Here is a 19,252-nt window from a genome sequence, read left to right as displayed (position 1 = left end):
GGTTAGATGGATTTGGTATTTTTTACATCATTGGCGGAATCACGATTATCCTTGTATTTGCTATTTCATATTTACTAAAGAAACGGTTTCCAGACAAACAGTTTGATATTATATTTGCACTTAGTTTAATACTTCTTTGCTTAGCGTCCTTTCCCGTTACAATGATGGTTATTGGTGGGTGGGAAGGAATGGGATATGGATTTATTGGTTTCTTTGTCCTACTTGGTACACTTATCGGTATGATTGCACATCAACTTGTGAAAATTACGCGGAAAAGCTACGTATAAAACTGCAAAAAATGAAAAGGATATATAAAAATAAGAAAATTAGCTATTGTTTTAAAAAAGAATTTGTATTATGATAATCAACAAATTTATTTCGTTATAACGATGAAAAAGGACTAGTACATGTTCAACCTTTTTAGCAGAGAGAGAATCCATCAGGCTGAAAGATTCTTAAAAAGGCAATATGGAACCTGCCTTTGAGTTCTGCATATGCAGCGGGAATTTCCCGTTATCAAAAAGAGAGCATGCGCAATTTTTGTGCATGAATCAGGGTGGTAACGCCGGCAAAGCTCGGTCCCTATTTAGGGACGCGGGCTTTTTTGTATTTTCTAGAAGGAGGAAGACTGACTATGGCAAAAGAACAAGTGCAAGCCATTACGAAGATGGAAGAGGACTTTGCGCAGTGGTATACCGATATTGTAAAAAAAGCCGAACTTGTTGATTATTCAAGTGTAAAAGGGTGCATGATTTTACGTCCGTATGGCTATGCCTTATGGGAGAATATGCAGAAGGTGATAGATGAGAAGTTAAAAGGAACTGGCCATGAAAATGTATATATGCCAATGTTTATCCCAGAGAGTTTATTGCAAAAAGAGAAGGATCATGTTGAAGGATTTGCTCCTGAAGTAGCATGGGTTACGCATGGTGGAGATGAAAAGTTAGCGGAAAGACTTTGTGTACGTCCTACATCTGAAACTTTATTCTGTGAGCACTTTTCAAAAATTGTGCAATCCTATAATGATTTGCCAAAGTTATATAATCAGTGGTGTTCAGTAGTTCGTTGGGAGAAGACAACTAGGCCGTTCCTTCGTACGACTGAATTTTTATGGCAAGAGGGTCATACAATCCATGAAACGGCAGAAGAATCGCAGGCTGAAACATTAAATATTTTAAACTTATATGCTTCTTTCTGTGAGGATTATTTAGCAATACCAGTTATTAAAGGACAAAAAACAGAAAAAGAGAAGTTTGCTGGAGCAAAGGCAACTTATACAATTGAAAGTTTAATGCATGATGGAAAAGCACTTCAAACAGGAACCTCTCATAACTTTGGCACGAATTTCTCAGAAGCATTTGATATTAAGTTTTTAGATCGTAACGGTAAGTGGCAATATGTGCACCAAACATCTTGGGGTGTATCAACAAGAATGATAGGCGGGCTAATAATGGTTCATAGTGATAATAATGGACTTGTAATGCCACCAAAAGTCGCTCCAGTGCAAGTTGTTATTGTACCGATTGCTCAGCATAAAGAAGGAGTTTTAGCAAAAGCAATAGAGTTACAAGCACATATTCAAAAGGTTGCACGAGTAAAAATAGATGCTAGTAATAAAACACCAGGCTGGAAATTTAATGAGTATGAAATGAAGGGGATTCCAATTCGATTAGAAGTTGGCCCTAAAGATATTGAAAAGAATCAAGTTGTACTTGTAAGAAGAGATACGAAGGAAAAAGAGTTTGTACCAATGGATCAATTAGAAGAACGTATTCCAGCATTACTTGAAGAAATTCATATTGCTTTATTTAATAAAGCAAAAGCATTTCGCGATGAGAATACGTATGTTGCGACAAATTTCGAAGAGATGAAAAAAATAGCTGACGAAAAGCAAGGCTTTATTAAGGCAATGTGGTGCGGGGAATTAGCTTGTGAAGAAAAACTAAAAGAAGAAGTTGGAGTATCTTCACGTTGTATGCCTTTTGAGCAAGAGCATTTAGCTGAAGAATGCATTTGTTGTGGTAAAGAAGCTAAACAAATGGTGTATTGGGGAAAAGCGTATTAATACTTTTTCTGATAGGTGATAAAAAGGACTTTGGGTTGCATAATAAAATATAATCCAAAGTCCTTTTTAGTTTTATACTGTATTTCATGTATTCTTTTGATGGAAGGATGTTGCTCTTATTTTACGTTTTTACGACGAATAAACAGTAACATACCAATTAGGAATGTTGAAAGACCCATTAAAATAGATATAGGGTAATGCGTTGCAGTATTAGGTAATTTATCACCTTGTTTTTTTGTATTATCTTTTACATTATCCCCTTGAGAACTGCTATCGCCTTTAACACGATTGCCTTGAGAGCCATTACCACCTTGAGAACTGCTATCGCCTTTAACACGATTGCCACCTTGAGAGCCATTACCGCCGTGTGAGCCACTGCCACCAGAACCATCGCCACCAGAACGGTTACCACCAGAACCGTTACCGCCAGAACCGCTGCCACCAGAGCCGTTGCTACCAGAACGGTTACCACCAGAACCGTTACCGCCAGAACCACTGCCGCCGGAACCACTGCCGCTAGAACCGTTGCCACCAGAACCGTTATCGCCGGAACCATTGCCGCCAGAGCCACTGCCATCAGAACCGTTACCGCCGGAACCGTTGCCGCCATCGCCACCAGAACCGTTACCGCCGGAACCGTTGCCGCCATCGCCACCAGAACCGTTTTCACCAGAGCCGCTGCCACCGGAACCACTATCGTCCTGAGAACCGTTATTTCCTGGAGGTTTATTATTATCCTTTGAGTTTCCTTCTGCAAAATGATCGCTATTTTGTACAATAGCGTTTGTTAATAGTTGGAAGTTTTCAGTTGCAGCATTACCGATATTTAAACCGCTAAAAAAAGATAGAGAGAGTGTTGATGCTAAAATGAAGATTTTCGTCATGGTTTTCCTCCTAAGAAATGAATGTTCCATCTAAAATACATCCCTTTGTAATATTTCTTAGGAAAAAGAGTTTTATGCAAAAAAAACTATATATAGAAAAAGGTGGTATATTTGTCAAAGCAGAAAAGAGTTAATGTAGATTTCCTACAAATAATAGAGGTGGAGAATTTACATTCATAACGGTAGAGGAAGTGGCAGTAGATGAAAGAGTATATAGCGTTTGATATTGGCGGTACGCAAATTAAGTATGGCATTATTTCAGAAGCAGGGAGAGTATTAAAGCGTAAAACAGTTGCAACAGAAATTCACTTAGGCGGAGAACAAATTATTCAAAAACTCATTCTTTTATCAAAAAAATTAATGAATGAACATACTATTGCCGGAATTGGTATTAGCACTGCGGGAATTGTTGATATTAATAAGGGAATTGTGACGGGAGGCGCGGATCATATTCCGGGATATAGTACTATTCCTATTATTGATAGATTGCAAGAGATATTAAAAGTTCCAGTATCGATTGACAATGATGTGAATTGTGCAGCGTTTGGAGAAAAGTGGAATGGTAGTGTAAGAGAGAAAGAGAACTTTATTATGCTCACCATTGGAACAGGAGTTGGGGGAGCAATTTTTATAGATGGAGAATTGTACCGAGGACATTCATTTAGTGCTGGTGAATGGGGGAATATGCTAATAGAAGGAAAAACGTTTGAAGAGGTTGCTTCGATTTCAGGATTAATTCGGCTTGTAAGAAAATATAAAGGCAAAGGCGAGTGGAATGGGAGAACAATTTTTGAGTTGTATGATAAAGGAGATAGAGAAGTTGCTCAAGCAGTTGGGATTTTCTTTAAACATTTGGCAATCGGAATTAGTAATCTTGCTTATATTTTTAATCCAGAAACAATTATTATTGGGGGAGGAATTACCGATAGAGGAAATGAGTTTTTAAAAGAAGTAAAAGAAGAGGTCAGTAAATACTTAAATCAAGAGATTTATAATAATTGTGAGATTGAACTTGCACAAAACGGTAATTGTGCAGGAATGATTGGTGCTATTTACCACTTATTACATCATCATAAGTAAATTATATGAATGTTTTCATATAACTGAGAATTTATCCTTTTTATCAATAGGTAAATAATGCTACAATATAAGAGAAGAATACAATATTTTCCGATATGGAAAATGCTTTGTAGAAAGGGAGAAACTTCATGCCTATTATTTTAGAAAAAGGTCAAAAGATCGATTTAACGAAAGGACAACCAAAAGTAGCAAAACTACAGGTTGGCTTAGGCTGGGATCCAATTGGGCAATCAGGTGGATTTCTGTCTTCATTATTTGGAAGTAAACCAAATATAGATTGTGATGCATCTGTTGTTATGTTAGAAGGAGATCGTTTTTTAAACAAAAATGATTTAGTTTACTTCGGAAACAAACTTTCTACTTGTGGTAGTATTATTCATTCAGGAGATAATTTAACAGGTGAAGGCGAAGGTGACGATGAAACAATCTTTGTAGAATTACATAAAGTCCCAAGTCGTATTAACCGTTTAGTATTCGTTGTAAATATTTATGACTGTGTAAACAGACGTCAAGACTTTGGTATGATTCGTAACGCTTATATTCGTATTCAAAATCCTCATACAGGTGAGGAATTAGCACGTTATAATTTATCAGAAAACTATGCTAGTAAAACAACTTTAATTGCAGGAGAAATGTATCGCTACGAAAATGAGTGGAAGTTTTCAGCAGTTGGAGAAGGCACGCAAGATAAAAACTTAAGTGAGATTGTATCACGTTATCAATAGGATAAACTAAGGAGGAATTTTTAAATGGCATCTATTTCTTTAAAAAAGGGACAAAAGGTAGATTTAACAAAAACAAATCCAGGTTTATCAAAGGTACTTGTAGGGCTTGGCTGGGATACAAATCGTTATGATGGACAAGCTGATTTCGATTTAGATGTTAGTATCTTTTTAGTAGGTGCGAACGGTAAAGTTTCAGGAGCAGAAGATTTCGTTTTCTATAATAATCCCAAAGGTGCGAATGGTGCTGTAGAGCATTTAGGAGATAACCGAACTGGTGAAGGCGAAGGCGATGATGAAGCGATTAAAATCGATTTAAAAAATGTTCCTGCTCACATCGAACGTATTTGTTTCACAATTACAATTTATGATGGAGAAGGCCGCAGCCAAAACTTTGGTCAAGTTTCTAACTCATTCGTACGTATTCTCGATGAAGAAAAGAATGCAGAGTTAATTCGTTACGATTTAGGAGAAGATTTCTCTATTGAAACAGCGGTAGTAGTAGGTGAATTATACCGCCATGCAGGTGATTGGAAGTTCAATGCAATCGGAAGTGGATTCCAAGGTGGATTAGCGTCTCTATGTAATAACTTTGGTTTAGATGTAGAGTAATAGATTCAATTTATATATCCATTGGTGAAATGCATGTTTACTGATGGGTATATTTTTAAAGATAAAAATATAGAGGTGAATATAAATGGCTATTCAGTTACAAAAAGGACAGAAGATTGATTTAGGTAAGACGAGTCCTGGTTTAACAAAAGCAGTAATTGGTCTTGGATGGGATATTAAATCTTATGATGGCGGAGACGATTTCGATTTAGATGCATCTGCTTTTTTATTAGATGCAAACGGGAAATGTACGAAGGAAACTGATTTTATCTTCTATAATAATTTAAAGTCTCCTTGTGGATCAGTTTTACATACTGGCGATAACAGAACAGGTGAAGGCGAAGGCGACGATGAGCAACTTGTTGTAGATTTGAAAAAGGTTCCAGCAGACGTTCATAAAATTGCTATTACAGTTACAATTTATGATGCGGAAGGCCGTAATCAAAACTTTGGACAAGTAGGAAACGCATTCGTTCGTTTAGCGAATGAAGAGACGAACGAAGAAGTTCTTCGTTTTGATTTAGGGGAAGACTTCTCTATCGAAACAGCAGTTGTCTTTTGTGAATTATACCGTCATAATGGACAGTGGAAGTTTAATGCAGTAGGAAGTGGATTCCAAGGTGGTTTAGGTGCGCTTGTAAGAGCGTATGGCTTGGATGCATAGAAAGGAAACGATATTCGTTTCCTTTTTTTGACCTTTCTATAAATCTAGCAAAGAATAGGGGATAAAGGTAAGATGAGTATTTTGCAAGGAATCCTTGATACGTATGCTCAGTTTTTCGACTTGGACATGTGGATTAAAGTGTTGCAAGATCCAGTATCTTGGGGATTAATTGGTACACTTGTTGTACTTGAAGGGTTGTTATCTGCTGATAACGCACTTGTGTTAGCGGTAATGGTAAAACACCTTCCTGAAGAGAAACGTAAAAAAGCATTATTCTATGGACTTATTGGAGCTTATATATTCCGCTTTATTGCAATTGGAATCGGAATGTTCTTGATTAAATTATGGTGGGTAAAACTTCTTGGTGCACTTTACCTTGCTTGGTTATCAGTAAAATACTTTATTGATAAGCGTAAAGGTGCAGGTGAAGAAGAGGAAGCTCATGGTATGAACCAAAACAGTATTTTCTTCAGAATGTTCGGTGTCTTCTGGGGAACAGTTGCCATGGTCGAATTAATGGATATCGCATTCTCTGTAGATAGTGTACTTGCTGCATTTGGTGTATCTAATGAAGTTTGGATTTTATTATTAGGCGGAATGCTAGGTATTTTAATGATGCGTGGTATTGCCGGTGTATTCTTGAAATTATTAGAGCGTATTCCAGAGCTTGAAACGACAGCATACATTTTAATCTTAATTATTGCATCGAAAATGTTACTGTCTTTAATCGAGATTGAGATTAGTCATACACTATTCTTTATTATTTTAGTTGTAGCATTTGGAGCAACATTTATAATTCACTACATGAAGAATTCTGGACAAGCTAAAGAAGAAGTTGCAGCTACTAAAGAAGATAATAAATAATTGAAATGGGTTTGCTCGTTTTGCGAGCGCCCATTTTTTATAACAAAAAATAGTTTATAATAGAAGAAGGACTTAGAAAAAACGTAACTGTTTTTGGAGGTGAACTGTTGTGTTTTCACGTTTTACACTTCAACCATATGCATTAAAAGATGAATCAGATTTAAAGCAATTTGAAACGCTTTTAGAAAAACGTCCACAATATGAACTGACAGAGAATGAGATGAAATTTAGTTATATAGCATGTCGAATCCTTGGCGTTCCTAATGATGTAGATGAATATTTTAATGAACTGTTTGATTATAGTGAAGCGAAAGGAATCGAAGTTTTACACGAACAAAATTTAAACAAAGTGATTGATTCGGAAAAGCTTCGTCATATTCAAGAAGTGTTCGGATTACATCAAGAAGCACCAAATGGTCTGACAGTAAATAGGTTAGTTGCACACTTATCTGGGAAACAACTTTTACCGAAAGTAGACAATCCTGATTTACAGCATTACATACATACGACGTTTATTTCACTATTGAAATTATATGAGAAACAACATAATCAGTCGTTAAAGACAGAAGGCTTCCGTCGTTTCTTAATCGACATAATTAAACTAAGCGAAAATTATGTAGCGAAGTGGTTTTCTACGATTAATTATAAGAAACAGATGCCGCGTATCGTTTGGTATGGTGATGCACAGGAAAGCCGTATATATTTCTTATACTTTCTTATTATGCTCGGTTGTGATGTGCTTTATTATCACCCAGAAGGAAAAGATGGATTTGAGAATGTTGATGAAGAGGGAAGGACCTTTATTGTGTCTCATCCAGGCCGTATTTCTCTTGAACCATTTCCAGATCGCCGCCGCGAGCGTGTGGCAACAGTAGCGTATCAAGCTTCAAAAGAAATTGAGCAAGTACTTCACCACGATAATTCACTGCTGTACAAGCCGTGGCAATTCCGTTCCTATACGCCTGTAGCTCGTACACTAAAAACAACATATGATGAGCTCTTTTTAATTACGAAAGAAAAGGCGTTTGTACGCCCGACATTCTTTGTTGAAAATAAACATATTTATATCCCTTCTTTATTTGCGAAAATATCAGGCGTTTCAAAGAATGATAAAGAGTATTTTCAACGATTAAAGGCTGTTACATCATTTGATAACAGTATACTAGTTAATACATTCCCATTTACGAAAGAGCAAAAAGCAAACTTCCAATATCATTATCGAGATGCATTAGACCGTGGGGGGAAATTACATCCTGATCTAATTATGAATAGCCATTGGTGGCCGCATAAGCGTTTACCGGAAGGTTTACAACATGGGATTGCAGAAGCGATTATCCATACGTGTGAAAGTGAAATGTGCAAACCAATTGCGAAAGAGACAAAACAAGATGTAGCGCTATATGTTTTCGCGCAACTTTCTCAAATACCACCGAATATTTTAGAACAGCTTGAGAAATTTGATTATTCACAAGATGTGCCGAAAATTGTTATATTTAATAATGAGAAGAGTGGAGAGTTAACTCGTTCTGATGCTGTTTTATTACTATTTTTAAATCAAATTGGAGTAGATGTATTCCATTTCAATCCAACGGGAAGAAACGATATTGAACCGTATATTGAAGCGGGGGCATTTGATTCCCATTGGCTTGAAGAGGTTAATTTCGATCTTGAGTTTCATGGTTCATCAGCCTATAAAAATTTATCACAAACAATAAAAGGACTATTTCGTCCATTTTTATAAGGAAAGGGAGAATACCATATGAATAACCCAGTCGTACTAGATCCGAAAACAGAATTAAATGAGCAAACAGCACAAGATGTTCGCTTGCAACTTAGACAAGATGCGGATGTACAACGTATTTATAATGCGGTAGATATTAAAGATCAATTAGAATTAATTGAACTTGGAAAAGAACCTTCTATGGAAATTTCACGTTTTGCTGATCAAATTTTACATACAATGTCATTATCAAAGATAGAAGATTCTGGTGAATTACTAAAACAGCTTGGTAAAATTATGGACAGATTTGATAGCAAAGACTTTGCGGAAGAGAAAAGTGGTTTCTTCTCACGTATGTTCAAAAAAGCGGATAAAATGATTGAACAAATCTTTAGCAAGTATCAAACGATGGGCCGTGAAATTGATAAAGTGTATGTGGAAATTACGAAGTACCAAGATGAGATGAAAAAATCAATTGGTACGTTAGATGGCTTGTATGAGCAAAACTTAAAATATTATTTAGACTTAGAGAAGTACGTAGTAGCAGGAGAAATGTTATTAGAGCGTTTAAATACAGAGTTAGTTCCGATGTATGAAGAGCGTGTGCGTAATAATGATCAATTAGCAGGTATTGAATTAGAGTCGCTTAAAAACTCGGTTGAAATTTTAGAGCAACGTATTGATGATTTAGAAAAAGCGCGTATGGTTGCGCTACTTACAGCACCACAAATTCGTATGATTCAACGTGGTAATAATAAATTAATTGGTAAAATTAATACAGCATTTATTACAACGATTCCTATCTTTAAAAATGGTATCATTCAAGCGGTAAATGCGAAGCGTCAAAAGCTTGTTGCAGATTCTATGGCTGAACTGGATCGCCGTACAAATGAATTACTTAAGAAAAATGCACAGAATATCGCAACGCAAAGTGTAGAAGTAGCGAGATTATCAGGTTCTTCTAGTATTAAGATGGAAACACTTGAGGAAACTTGGAACATTATTTCAAGAGGTATGCAAGAAACACAACAAATTGAAGAACAAAACAAACGTGAGCGTGAAGAAAGCCGCAAACGTATGGCTACATTAACAGAGAATATCAAAAAAGAATTACAAGGATAAAGTGAAACTTTAATCAGTGGGGTTTTGTTCATCCCCACCGATTATTAGCCTTCACCAATTGGACATTTATGGGCAGTTAATCTACCACCTAACTTCTTTGCTCAAACTGAATTTTGAGGTGGGAGTTTTACTGCACGGAAAATAGTAGGGTAAATGAAAAGGCAATGAGGACTATTCCTCATTGCCTTTTAGTTTCTCTTCACTAATTTAATAATCTCATTCACAATAAGTGGAATGATACTTAATAAGAGAACAAATCCCCAATCTCGCATCGTTAATGCATGTACACCGAATATATTTGCAAGGGGCGGGATGGAAATGATACAAACTTGCATAAGAACACCGATAAGAAGGGAGAAGACTAAATATTTATTTGTAAAGATCCCAATGGAAAAAATTGATTTCGTTCTTGAACGCAAGTTAAATGAATGAACGAGCTGAGAAAAACTAAGAACGACAAATGCCATCGTTTGAGCGTGTAATAGAGCATCCTCATCAATTTGCTCTGGGAAAAGAGGGAATAAATGTGTATCTCCAGTATAGAACTTTGCTCCGGCGATAAAGGCTATTAGCGTCAAAAGCCCAATGACAATCCCATTGAAAATAAGGAAAGGAACGCTACCACTAAATAAGCTTTCTTTCGCATGTCGTGGTTTTTCCTTCATCACATCAGGATCTTCAGGATCAACCCCAAGTGATAATGCAGGCAGGGTATCTGTAATTAAATTTACCCACAAAATGTGAATAGGTCGTAGTGGTGTTGCCCAGCCGAGTAAAATGGCTAAAAATAAAGTGATAATTTCTCCGAAGTTACAAGAGAGTAGGAAGAGAATTGATTTTTTTATGTTACGATAAATATTTCTACCTTCTTCAACGGCTTTCACAATAGATGAGAAATTATCATCTGTTAACACGACATCTGCTGCCCCTTTTGCAACGTCTGTTCCTGTAATGCCCATCGCTACGCCAACATCAGCTTGCTTTAAAGATGGTGCATCATTGACACCATCACCAGTCATAGAAACGATATTTCCTTTCGCGCGTAATGCCTTTACAATTTTCACTTTATGCTCTGGAGAGACTCTAGCGAATACATTTAAATGATTAATTTTGCTAGCTAGTTCTGTATCAGAAATGTTATCTAATTCAGTTCCAATCATAATTTCCGATATTTCTTCAGCAATGCCAAGTTCTTTGGCAATTGCAAAGGCGGTATCTTTATGGTCACCGGTAATCATAACTGTGCGAATACCGGCTTTTTTACATTCTTTAATTGAATCTTTCACTTCAGTTCGTGGTGGATCAATCATACCGACAAGACCAATAAAGATAAGATTTTCTTCAAGATGATTTATATCCATATCGTTTGAATTGTATTGTTTAAATGCGAATGAAAGTACTCTTAAAGCTTCTTGAGACATTGCTCCGGCAGCTTCTAATATTTGATTTTTATCAGAATCAGTTAAAATCTCGATTTTGCCGTTTTTAAAAATATGGGTACATCGAGGTAAGAGCTTATCGATAGCGCCTTTCGTCATGCTATAGTAGCTTTCATCGTATGTATGCACGGTTGACATCATTTTACGATCTGAATCGAAAGGTACTTCGTTAACACGTTCATGTATTTTTTCTAAATAATCTTTTTGCATGTTAAAAGTGGTTCCAGCAACGAGAAGTGCAATTTCAGTCGGGTCTCCCGTTTGTGATTCGTTATTATAAGACGCATCATTACATAGCACCATATTTTCTAACAATAGACGTTGCGCATCATTATTTACATTTAAACTTTCTAAGCGATCGTATGTGTTATCACTATAAAAGTGAGTAACGGTCATTTTATTTTGCGTTAACGTACCTGTTTTATCTGAACAAATAATTGTGACAGAACCGAGGGCTTCAACAGCTGGTAGTTTGCGAATGATAACGTTTTGTTTAATCATACGTAGCACACCAATTGCAAGAACGATGGAAACGATAGCTGGCAAGCCTTCTGGAATAGCTGCAACGGCTAAACTAATAGCAGTCATAAACATTTCTAACGTATCCCGGCCTTGTAAAAAACCGATGAGGAACATAATGATACAAATAGCTACAGCGACAAAGCCTAAATATTTTCCGACTTGTGCTAAGCTTTTTTGAAGTGGTGTCATATCATCGTCTGCTTCATGTAAAAGGGTAGCAATCTTACCAATTTGTGAGTTCATTCCAGTTTCAACAGCAACACCGACGCCTCTTCCGTATGTTACAAGAGTAGACATAAAGGCCATGTTTTTTTGATCGCCGAGTGGTACTTGTTCATCACTTTGCATGGAAGGGTGGTAGATTGCATCTTTATCAACAGGGACAGATTCACCAGTTAGAGCAGATTCTTCAACTTTTAAATTTGCGGTTTCAATAAGGCGTAAATCGCATGGGATATATCGTCCGGCGTCGAGCATAACGATATCACCTGGAACGACGTGCTCAGATGGAATTTCTTTTAGTTCACCATGTCTCTTGACGATGGCTTTAGGTGTTGCCATCTTTTTTAGTGCCTCTAAAGCTTGTTCTGCTTTAGATTCTTGGACAACACCGATAACAGCATTTAAAACTACAACAAGCGCGATAATACTGGCATCCGCCCATTCACCTACAAAGGCAGAAATAAGGGCAGCAATAATAAGGACATATACGAGGACGTCATTAATTTGGGCGAAAATACGCTGCCATAAAGTGCGTTTTTGTTTTGTAGCTAATTCATTAGAACCGTATTGCTTTAAACGTTCACTTACAATTTCATCTGTTAAACCGTGTTGTTCGTTTGTTTCTAGGTCAATTAATGTTTGATCTTTCGTCTTACTGTACCAATTGCTCATAAGTAAGCACCTCCAGTAAAAACAGTTAGCAATGGTAGTGTTGCTATTATTTGTGAGTAGTATGTATGGAGAAAAATCTAAGGTGAGGTTCTACTTCTATTGTACAATATTTTACAGTTGGTTGAGGGAAAGAGAAGAGTTGTCATGAATTTGTTGGAAATAAAAAAGAGCCTCATATAAGAGAGGCTTTTTTACTTTTTAATTAATGTACCTAATTCTTCTGTAATAGCTTGCATTTCACTAATGCTGAATGTTTCACGTTTCATAACATGATTATAAATGTCACGTAAATCTTCGTACATTTCTTCGTTAAAACTAGCAGCTCTCATCGCTCCAGCATTAACCATACGTAATTTTTCTTTAATAGCTTCGACCATATATTCAACGTTTTCTTCTGACTTTACGGATAAATCCACCGAAGTGTCCCCCTTTAAAATAACATAAGGCTATCTTAACATTTTTTATCATTTTCGTTAATGAATCTTTTCAATCCCATTAAATTAGTAGGGATTTCCTTTATATTTAATAATTGGTTGTTTATACTATAAGTATATATAAAGAAATGCACCAAGAAATGCACCAAGAAGGGAAGAAACAAAAGTATGGTTCAAGTATTGTTTGTTTGTCTTGGGAACATTTGCCGTTCTCCGATGGCAGAAGCGATTTTTCGAAATCTTGTCGAAAAAGAGGGACTTGAAGAGAAAATTGTCATTGATTCTGCAGGAACTGGAGATTGGCATGTTGGCCATCCGCCACATAAAGGAACACAAAAAATTTTAAAAGAAAATGCAGTCACTTTTGAAGGAATTAAAGCAAGGCAAGTAGAAAAAGAAGACTTAACAAAGTTTGATTATATTATTGCCATGGACAACAAGAATATAGCAGATTTAAAAAGTTTAGGTAAAACTGGAGGCTATATTGGTAGGCTGTCCGACTTTGTTCCAGACGGTGGCTGGACAGACGTTCCTGACCCTTACTATACAGGGAATTTCCAAGAAGTATATGACCTTGTAACAGAAGGGTGTGCAAAGCTATTAGCTTTCATTCGAAATGAACAAGGAATATGAGGAAGCTTAGAAAGAAATACTTTCTAACATAAGAAATGAAAGGGTGAAGGAATATGGCAAAGAAAAATAATATTGCTCGAAACATTGCGATTGGTGTAGCGGCAGGTGTAGCTGTATCCATGTTAAAGAAAGAAAACCGTGAAAAAGTAAAAAATACAGCAGAAAAAGCAAAAACAAAGATGATTGAAATTGGTGAAAATGCAAAGATCAAAGAAAAAGTGCAAACTGTTACAGATAAAGGACGCGAACTTGCTGATTTCAATGTGGTAAAAGCGAAAGTAGCAGAAATTAAAAAATTAACGCCATCTGTTGTAGAGACGTTAAAAGAAACGAAAGAAATTTTTAGTAAGAAAAAAGTTGAGCCAGAAGAAAAGCCAGAAACGATTGAAATTCAAGCTGTATCTCCAAAGGTAGATGAGCTGAAAGCAGAAGAAGAGCCAGTAGTTGCTGAAGATGGTGGTATGAAAGAAGCGCGTGAATTATTTATGAAAGACTCAAATGCAGTGGAAAAAAAAACTGAAGCGTACATTGAGTTAAAGCAAGATAAAGAAGAGAAGAAAAGCGTTTAAACATATATGAGAAAAATTTTAGAAAAGGTGAGAAGAAATCGTACTTATTCGTTTGGTAAAGATTTATATGACCGGACGATGCGCGATGATGTAGCGGGCTTGGCAGCACAGCTCGCTTATTTCTTCTTGCTTGCAATTTTTCCTGGGCTCGTTTTCTTAATTACGCTTCTTGGATTTATTCCCATTCAAACAGAGGATGTGCTTAGTTTATTAGAGGTTTATGTACCAGATGATGCAATGAACTTAATTGAGGTAAATGTAGATAAAGTTGTAAACCAGCAAAATGGTGGTTTATTATCATTTGGTTTATTATCCATGTTATGGTTTGCCTCAAATGGTGTTAATGCGGTTATGAATGCTTTTAACCGCGCTTATGACGTGAAGGAAACACGTTCTTTTATTACAACAAGAGCGTTATCAATTGTGTTTACATTAGCTATTATTTTTATGATTGTCTTTGCGTTAATTGTTCCGGTATTCGGACAAGTTATTGGAGCAGCAGTGTTTAAAGCACTCGGTTTATCAGATAGTTTTTCTTTCGTGTGGAGCATTACACGATTAGTAGCGAGTTTCTTCGTGCTATTTGCTTTGTTTAGTTTCTTATATACATTTGCCCCAGATCGAAAGTTAAAAAGAAGAGAAGTTATTTCAGGGGCGTTATTTGCTACTGTAGGATGGATTGTGGTATCGTACTCATTTGCTTATTATGTAGATAAGTTTGCGAATTACGCCAATACATATGGTGGTCTCGGTGGTATCATTATTTTAATGTTATGGTTTTACTTAACTGGATGGGTAATTTTACTTGGCGGTGAAATTAATGGTTTACTCCACCATTATAGAACCGGTGACAATAATTCCCGTAATGAATAATGAGCTCTTGTTCCATAATAAAAAGGAACAGGGGGGATATTTCATGAGTAATAATAAAAAGAACCATAATAATAAAAGTAATAATAAACAAAAGAGCAGTTCGCATCCAAAGCATAAAACGAGTAGCAGTGCGAACGGTCATAATAGCTATCATTAAAAAAAACGGGTCCTCTATGAGGGACCCGTTTTATTTGCTGCCTTTTAATAATCGTAAGCCATTCAAAATGACAAGAATCGTACTTCCTTCATGGCCAATAACACCGAATGGAAGAGCTAAAAATTGCAAGAAGTTTGAACAAATTAGCATGGCAATAACGGCTAGCGAAAAGATTACGTTTTGCTTCACAATACGGTTCATTCGTTTTGATAAACGAATTGCTTGGGAAAGACGAGATAGTTCGTTCTTCATCAGTACAACATCCGCAGTTTCTAAAGCTACATCTGTTCCTTCTCCCATTGCGACACCAATGCTAGCAGTAGCTAGTGCAGGTGCATCATTTATACCGTCTCCGACCATTGCTACTGTACCGTATTTTTCTTTTAACTTTTTAATCGTTTCAACTTTTGTTTCTGGTAAACATGATGCGTAATATTCCTTTATATTACTTTCAGAGGCAATTGCTTTTGCCGTTTCTTCATTATCTCCAGTAATCATAATTGCTTCGACACCAATGCTTTGTAATTCACGAATAGCAGCTATTGTTTCTTGGCGAAGCGTATCTTTTAAAGCGATAAGTCCAAGAATGCCTCCCTCATCACTAATATAAACGACAGTTTTACCTTCCTTTTCAAGTGAGGCAGAAATACCATTATGAAATGTTTTTGTTTCTTCACCGATAAAATCAGCTTTACCTATTTTATAAGCGTTGTTTTCGAATATTCCTTTTAGCCCAAAACCAGTTACATCTTCAACCTTTTCAGGTTTTTTTAATGTAATGTCGTACGCATGTTGTGCATATTTAACAATAGATGCAGCCAAAGGATGTGTAGAGTGACTTTCAATGGATGCTGTAATAGAAAGTACTTCTTTTTCTGTCATATTTTCTCGAACATATACATCTGTTACGGTAGGTTTTCCTTCTGTTAATGTTCCTGTTTTATCAAAGGCGATTGCTTTTACTGAAGCGAGGCGTTCTAAATGTATGCCACCTTTAAAGAGAATTCCATTTCTTGCTCCGTTAGAAATTGCAGATAACGTTGCTGGTGTAATGGCAGCAACGAGTGCACAAGGAGATGCGACTACAAGTAAGATCATAGCGCGATAAAACGTTTCATTCCAGCTCCAGTCAAGTAAGAAATGAGGAACGAACATCATAAGCGCAACAACGAGTAGTACACCTTTTACGTATGTTCCTTCAAACTTTTCGATGAATAGTTGTGATGGTGATTTTTCACTTTGTGCACTTTGGACGAGACGGATAATTTTTTGGAATAATGTTTGATCGCTTGGCTTCGTAATTTTAACTTCGATAGCACCACGTAAATTTACAGTACCTGCAAATACTTCATCGCCATGTCTTTTCTCATTTGGAATAGGTTCTCCCGTGATTGCTGCTTCATCAATATTTGTTTCACCGTTATGAATCGTACCGTCAGCGGGAACACGTTCACCTGGTTTAATTAAAATAATGTCGTTAATTTGTAACTCTCCAACAGGAACACGTTCCTCCGTTCCGTTGGAAATGCGTAATGCTTCTTCGGGTTGTAAGTCAAGAAGAGCGGAAATTTCTTTTTGGCTCTTACTTAATGTATAAGATTCCATAGCACCGCTGAGCGCAAAGATAAAGATTAAGATAGCCCCTTCTGCCCAGTAGCCAATAATTGCAGCACCAATAGCTGCAAAGAGCATTAGCATTTCAACATTTAGCTCTTTTTCTTCAATCGTATCTTCAATGCCTTCTTTCGCTTTTGCATATCCACCAACTATATAAGCAAGGATATAGCAAGTAATACCTACATTCATTACATCGTTCTTTGTGAATAACCAGCCAACTAAAATAAAAATACCAGATGCTACTGCAAATACAAGTTCATAATGTTTTTTTAATGTGTCCCATAAAGAGGGATGAGAAATTGTTTCTTTTGACTGTAACGTTTTTACTTCTGAGTTCATTACTACCCGCTCCTTCCGCATTCTTATTGAGAAAAATAATCAAAATCGAAACCCCTATAAAACGACGAAAGCTGCCATCCATAATGGATAGCAGCATTTCTGTTGAATCTGTTTTTAATAGTTCTTATGTTGTAATTATTCTATAGTATATCATATGTTTTTATGAGATGGTACGGTTTTGTTTCAAGTATAAACGGAAAACTTGTGTTTTCGCAACTCCTCTGGTATATATGAATATTGTTCATAAAAAGATCGGAAAGGAAGACAACAAGTGAAGACAGAGAAAATTTTTACCCATCCGATTGGCGTATTTATTGCTGCAATAGTAGCAACTTTTTTATGGGGAAGCGCATTTCCTTTTATTAAATTAAGTTATGTTGAACTTGGAATTCAACCACAAGAAGTTGGAGAGCAAATATTATTTGCCGGTTATCGTTTCTTTTTATCTGGAGTCATGCTCTTATTATTCTTTAAAGTGTTAGGAAAAGATATGAGCTTCAAAAAAGGAACAGGGAAACAGTTAATACAAATTGGTTTATTCCAAACGTTTCTTCAATATATCTGTTTTTACATTGGAATGAGTTATAGTTCAGGAATTGAAGGAGCTATCATTTCAGGAACATCATCATTCTTTCAAATTTTACTCGCCCATTTTTTATATAAAGATGATGCTCTCAATATGCGAAAATTAATTGGGGTATCTATTGGTTTTTGTGGCGTCATTTTAGTAAATGTGCCGAGTGATGGTAGCTTATCATTTCATTTTGGGATCGGAAGCTTATTACTTCTTAGTGCAGCAATGCTGTATTCATATGGAAACATATTAGCAAAAGAAGGTAGTAAAACATTAGATATTGGTTATATGACAGCATACCAAATGATTTTTGGTTCTACAGGATTATTATGTATAGGGGCTTTACAAGTTGGAGTCATGCCATTTACATTTAGTCTACATGCACTACTTATGCTAATTTATTTATCTTTCTTATCTGCAGCTGGTTTTTGCATTTGGAATACAATTATGAAGTATAACAAGGTTGGAAAAGTATCTATGTATATGTTCTTTATACCCGTATTTGGTGTGTTATTATCGAGCATGATTTTAGGTGAAGCAATTCATTCATTTGTGCTACTCGGTTTAGCATGTGTAGCCGCGGGAATCATTGTGGTAAATAGGACACCAGCTAAGCAAAAAATGGAGCAAGAAAAACAAGTAGCATAGAGAGCAGAAAAGCGATTACAATGGAAGAACAGTACTGTTCTTCTTTTTTTATAGAAAAAGGATAATAGACTAAGTGTAACGAAAAAAGATACAAAAAGCATTTATTGAGGAGAAAATATTATGAATCTACTTTACGTGGTGTTAATTGGGCAAATATTTCTTTTTTTTATTGGTGCAATTTATGCAATGGGGCAGACAAAAAGAACGAAAGATAATATGCCGTTACCTTTAGCAATTCGTCTTATTCTTAGTTTTTCTTTAACAGGTAGTGCAATTTGCATATGGTTACAAGATCCATCTGTAGAGTATAGTACGTGGGTTGCACTTGGTATGACTTTATCAACTGTGGGAGATTTGTTTATGGCTGGGCTGATTCCAATTGGTCATCGATTAATTGGAGGGATGGTTACTTTCGCTGTTGCTCATTGTTTTTATGTAAAAGCATTTTTGCAAACAGGAATTTCATGGAATGGTTTTTGGATTGGCTTACTCGTATATGGGCTCTTTCTAATTGTAGGATGGTTCTTCTTTATCCGAAATGATAAACAGGATAAGTTGTTTACGATAGGAGCTCTAATTTACGGATTGTGGGTTGGAGGAATGGCTTGCTTTGCATTCGCCTTATATTATGAAAATACAGGGATATGGTGGATACCAGCGTTTGGTGGCTTACTGTTTGTAATTTCTGATTTCATTATTGGCGTGACAGATATCGGAGGGCGTAAATTGAAGTATGAGCCACTTTGGATTTGGTTTACATATGTAGCTGCTCAAATGTGTATTATATATGTGGGATTATAAAAAGATACTCTCAAAATAG

Annotated in this window: 18 protein-coding genes and 1 other annotated feature; of the genes, 14 read left to right on the top strand and 4 right to left on the bottom strand. The window is 36.2% G+C overall.

Features of this window, described 5'->3' with window-relative positions:
• On the top strand, positions 1-287 hold a 287-nt coding region (locus ABWK52_RS19100), incomplete at its 5' end, for a YesK-like family protein (protein WP_353772075.1).
• 93 nt (positions 288-380) lie between these two features.
• Positions 381-587: a binding site (T-box leader), on the top strand.
• Positions 588-634: 47 nt separating this feature from the next.
• Positions 635-2,065 carry a proline--tRNA ligase gene (gene proS, locus ABWK52_RS19095; protein WP_001040944.1) on the top strand — a complete coding sequence of 477 codons (1,431 nt, stop codon included), beginning with the start codon at positions 635-637 and terminating at the stop codon, positions 2,063-2,065.
• Between the two features lie 116 nt (positions 2,066-2,181).
• Here the strand turns inward: proS and ABWK52_RS19090 are convergent, their stop codons facing one another.
• Positions 2,182-2,949, bottom strand: coding sequence for an LPXTG cell wall anchor domain-containing protein (locus tag ABWK52_RS19090; RefSeq protein ID WP_353772074.1), 768 nt, complete (start codon positions 2,947-2,949; stop codon positions 2,182-2,184).
• A gap of 201 nt (positions 2,950-3,150) precedes the next feature.
• On the opposite strand from ABWK52_RS19090, the gene ABWK52_RS19085 reads away from it, so the two are divergent.
• The 7 genes from ABWK52_RS19085 (at position 3,151) to ABWK52_RS19055 (ending at position 9,733) form a co-directional block, all read left to right on the top strand.
• Positions 3,151-4,029, top strand: coding sequence for an ROK family protein (locus tag ABWK52_RS19085; RefSeq protein ID WP_000666107.1), 879 nt, complete (start codon positions 3,151-3,153; stop codon positions 4,027-4,029).
• Between the two features lie 128 nt (positions 4,030-4,157).
• Complete coding sequence (locus ABWK52_RS19080) at positions 4,158-4,754, top strand: TerD family protein (RefSeq protein WP_001121578.1); 597 nt, start codon at positions 4,158-4,160, stop codon at positions 4,752-4,754.
• Between the two features lie 24 nt (positions 4,755-4,778).
• A complete protein-coding gene (locus tag ABWK52_RS19075; RefSeq protein WP_000146720.1) occupies positions 4,779-5,363 on the top strand; it encodes a TerD family protein in 585 nt (194 codons plus the stop codon).
• Between the two features lie 85 nt (positions 5,364-5,448).
• On the top strand, positions 5,449-6,027 hold the full coding sequence (locus ABWK52_RS19070) for a TerD family protein (RefSeq protein ID WP_001007532.1): 579 nt from the start codon (positions 5,449-5,451) through the stop codon (positions 6,025-6,027).
• 72 nt (positions 6,028-6,099) lie between these two features.
• Positions 6,100-6,891, top strand: a complete 792-nt coding sequence (locus ABWK52_RS19065) for a TerC family protein (RefSeq protein WP_000025688.1) — start codon at positions 6,100-6,102, stop codon at positions 6,889-6,891.
• 109 nt (positions 6,892-7,000) lie between these two features.
• The gene (locus ABWK52_RS19060; protein WP_000492865.1) at positions 7,001-8,632 is read left to right on the top strand and encodes a YceG family protein; all 1,632 of its coding nucleotides are present in this window, start codon (positions 7,001-7,003) and stop codon (positions 8,630-8,632) included.
• A gap of 18 nt (positions 8,633-8,650) precedes the next feature.
• The gene (locus ABWK52_RS19055) at positions 8,651-9,733 is read left to right on the top strand and encodes a toxic anion resistance protein (protein WP_001064409.1); all 1,083 of its coding nucleotides are present in this window, start codon (positions 8,651-8,653) and stop codon (positions 9,731-9,733) included.
• Positions 9,734-9,921: 188 nt separating this feature from the next.
• On the opposite strand, the gene ABWK52_RS19050 is transcribed toward ABWK52_RS19055, so the two are convergent.
• Positions 9,922-12,588, bottom strand: a complete 2,667-nt coding sequence (locus ABWK52_RS19050; protein ID WP_098542197.1) for a cation-translocating P-type ATPase — start codon at positions 12,586-12,588, stop codon at positions 9,922-9,924.
• Between the two features lie 191 nt (positions 12,589-12,779).
• A complete protein-coding gene (locus ABWK52_RS19045) occupies positions 12,780-13,004 on the bottom strand; it encodes a DUF1128 domain-containing protein (protein WP_000366199.1) in 225 nt (74 codons plus the stop codon).
• Positions 13,005-13,190: 186 nt separating this feature from the next.
• Here ABWK52_RS19045 and ABWK52_RS19040 point away from each other — a divergent pair, with 186 nt between their 5' ends.
• The 3 genes from ABWK52_RS19040 to ABWK52_RS19030 are packed head-to-tail and all read left to right on the top strand — an operon-like array spanning position 13,191 to position 15,097.
• Complete coding sequence (locus tag ABWK52_RS19040; protein ID WP_098542199.1) at positions 13,191-13,655, top strand: low molecular weight protein-tyrosine-phosphatase; 465 nt, start codon at positions 13,191-13,193, stop codon at positions 13,653-13,655.
• Positions 13,656-13,708: 53 nt separating this feature from the next.
• Positions 13,709-14,224 (top strand): DUF4075 domain-containing protein, encoded by a 516-nt coding sequence (locus tag ABWK52_RS19035; RefSeq protein WP_001085388.1) that lies wholly within the window; start codon positions 13,709-13,711, stop codon positions 14,222-14,224.
• A gap of 6 nt (positions 14,225-14,230) precedes the next feature.
• The gene (locus ABWK52_RS19030) at positions 14,231-15,097 is read left to right on the top strand and encodes a YihY/virulence factor BrkB family protein (RefSeq protein WP_001226536.1); all 867 of its coding nucleotides are present in this window, start codon (positions 14,231-14,233) and stop codon (positions 15,095-15,097) included.
• Between the two features lie 187 nt (positions 15,098-15,284).
• Here ABWK52_RS19030 and ABWK52_RS19025 read toward each other — a convergent pair whose 3' ends face one another.
• A complete protein-coding gene (locus tag ABWK52_RS19025; RefSeq protein ID WP_001083773.1) occupies positions 15,285-17,210 on the bottom strand; it encodes a heavy metal translocating P-type ATPase in 1,926 nt (641 codons plus the stop codon).
• Positions 17,211-17,481: 271 nt separating this feature from the next.
• Here ABWK52_RS19025 and ABWK52_RS19020 point away from each other — a divergent pair, with 271 nt between their 5' ends.
• Together ABWK52_RS19020 and ABWK52_RS19015 are read left to right on the top strand one after the other, a co-directional pair.
• Complete coding sequence (locus ABWK52_RS19020; RefSeq protein WP_000845729.1) at positions 17,482-18,432, top strand: DMT family transporter; 951 nt, start codon at positions 17,482-17,484, stop codon at positions 18,430-18,432.
• 120 nt (positions 18,433-18,552) lie between these two features.
• Positions 18,553-19,233 carry a lysoplasmalogenase gene (locus tag ABWK52_RS19015; protein WP_001051073.1) on the top strand — a complete coding sequence of 227 codons (681 nt, stop codon included), beginning with the start codon at positions 18,553-18,555 and terminating at the stop codon, positions 19,231-19,233.
• Positions 19,234-19,252 lie beyond the last annotated feature (19 nt).

This window comes from Bacillus sp. AP50, from assembly GCF_040492675.1.
Classification (GTDB): Bacteria; Bacillota; Bacilli; order Bacillales; family Bacillaceae_G; genus Bacillus_A; species Bacillus_A cereus.
This window is presented reverse-complemented; position numbering and strand designations above follow the sequence as displayed.

Bases quoted from the DNA above. Each gene is read 5' to 3' on its own strand.
- proS (WP_001040944.1), top strand. From the start codon at position 635: ATGGCAAAAGAACAAGTGCAAGCCATTACGAAGATGGAAGAGGACTTT.
- ABWK52_RS19090 (WP_353772074.1), bottom strand. From the start codon at position 2,949: ATGACGAAAATCTTCATTTTAGCATCAACACTCTCTCTATCTTTTTTT.
- ABWK52_RS19085 (WP_000666107.1), top strand. From the start codon at position 3,151: ATGAAAGAGTATATAGCGTTTGATATTGGCGGTACGCAAATTAAGTAT.
- ABWK52_RS19080 (WP_001121578.1), top strand. From the start codon at position 4,158: ATGCCTATTATTTTAGAAAAAGGTCAAAAGATCGATTTAACGAAAGGA.
- ABWK52_RS19075 (WP_000146720.1), top strand. From the start codon at position 4,779: ATGGCATCTATTTCTTTAAAAAAGGGACAAAAGGTAGATTTAACAAAA.
- ABWK52_RS19070 (WP_001007532.1), top strand. From the start codon at position 5,449: ATGGCTATTCAGTTACAAAAAGGACAGAAGATTGATTTAGGTAAGACG.
- ABWK52_RS19065 (WP_000025688.1), top strand. From the start codon at position 6,100: ATGAGTATTTTGCAAGGAATCCTTGATACGTATGCTCAGTTTTTCGAC.
- ABWK52_RS19055 (WP_001064409.1), top strand. From the start codon at position 8,651: ATGAATAACCCAGTCGTACTAGATCCGAAAACAGAATTAAATGAGCAA.
- ABWK52_RS19050 (WP_098542197.1), bottom strand. From the start codon at position 12,588: ATGAGCAATTGGTACAGTAAGACGAAAGATCAAACATTAATTGACCTA.
- ABWK52_RS19040 (WP_098542199.1), top strand. From the start codon at position 13,191: ATGGTTCAAGTATTGTTTGTTTGTCTTGGGAACATTTGCCGTTCTCCG.
- ABWK52_RS19035 (WP_001085388.1), top strand. From the start codon at position 13,709: ATGGCAAAGAAAAATAATATTGCTCGAAACATTGCGATTGGTGTAGCG.
- ABWK52_RS19030 (WP_001226536.1), top strand. From the start codon at position 14,231: ATGAGAAAAATTTTAGAAAAGGTGAGAAGAAATCGTACTTATTCGTTT.
- ABWK52_RS19025 (WP_001083773.1), bottom strand. From the start codon at position 17,210: ATGAACTCAGAAGTAAAAACGTTACAGTCAAAAGAAACAATTTCTCAT.
- ABWK52_RS19015 (WP_001051073.1), top strand. From the start codon at position 18,553: ATGAATCTACTTTACGTGGTGTTAATTGGGCAAATATTTCTTTTTTTT.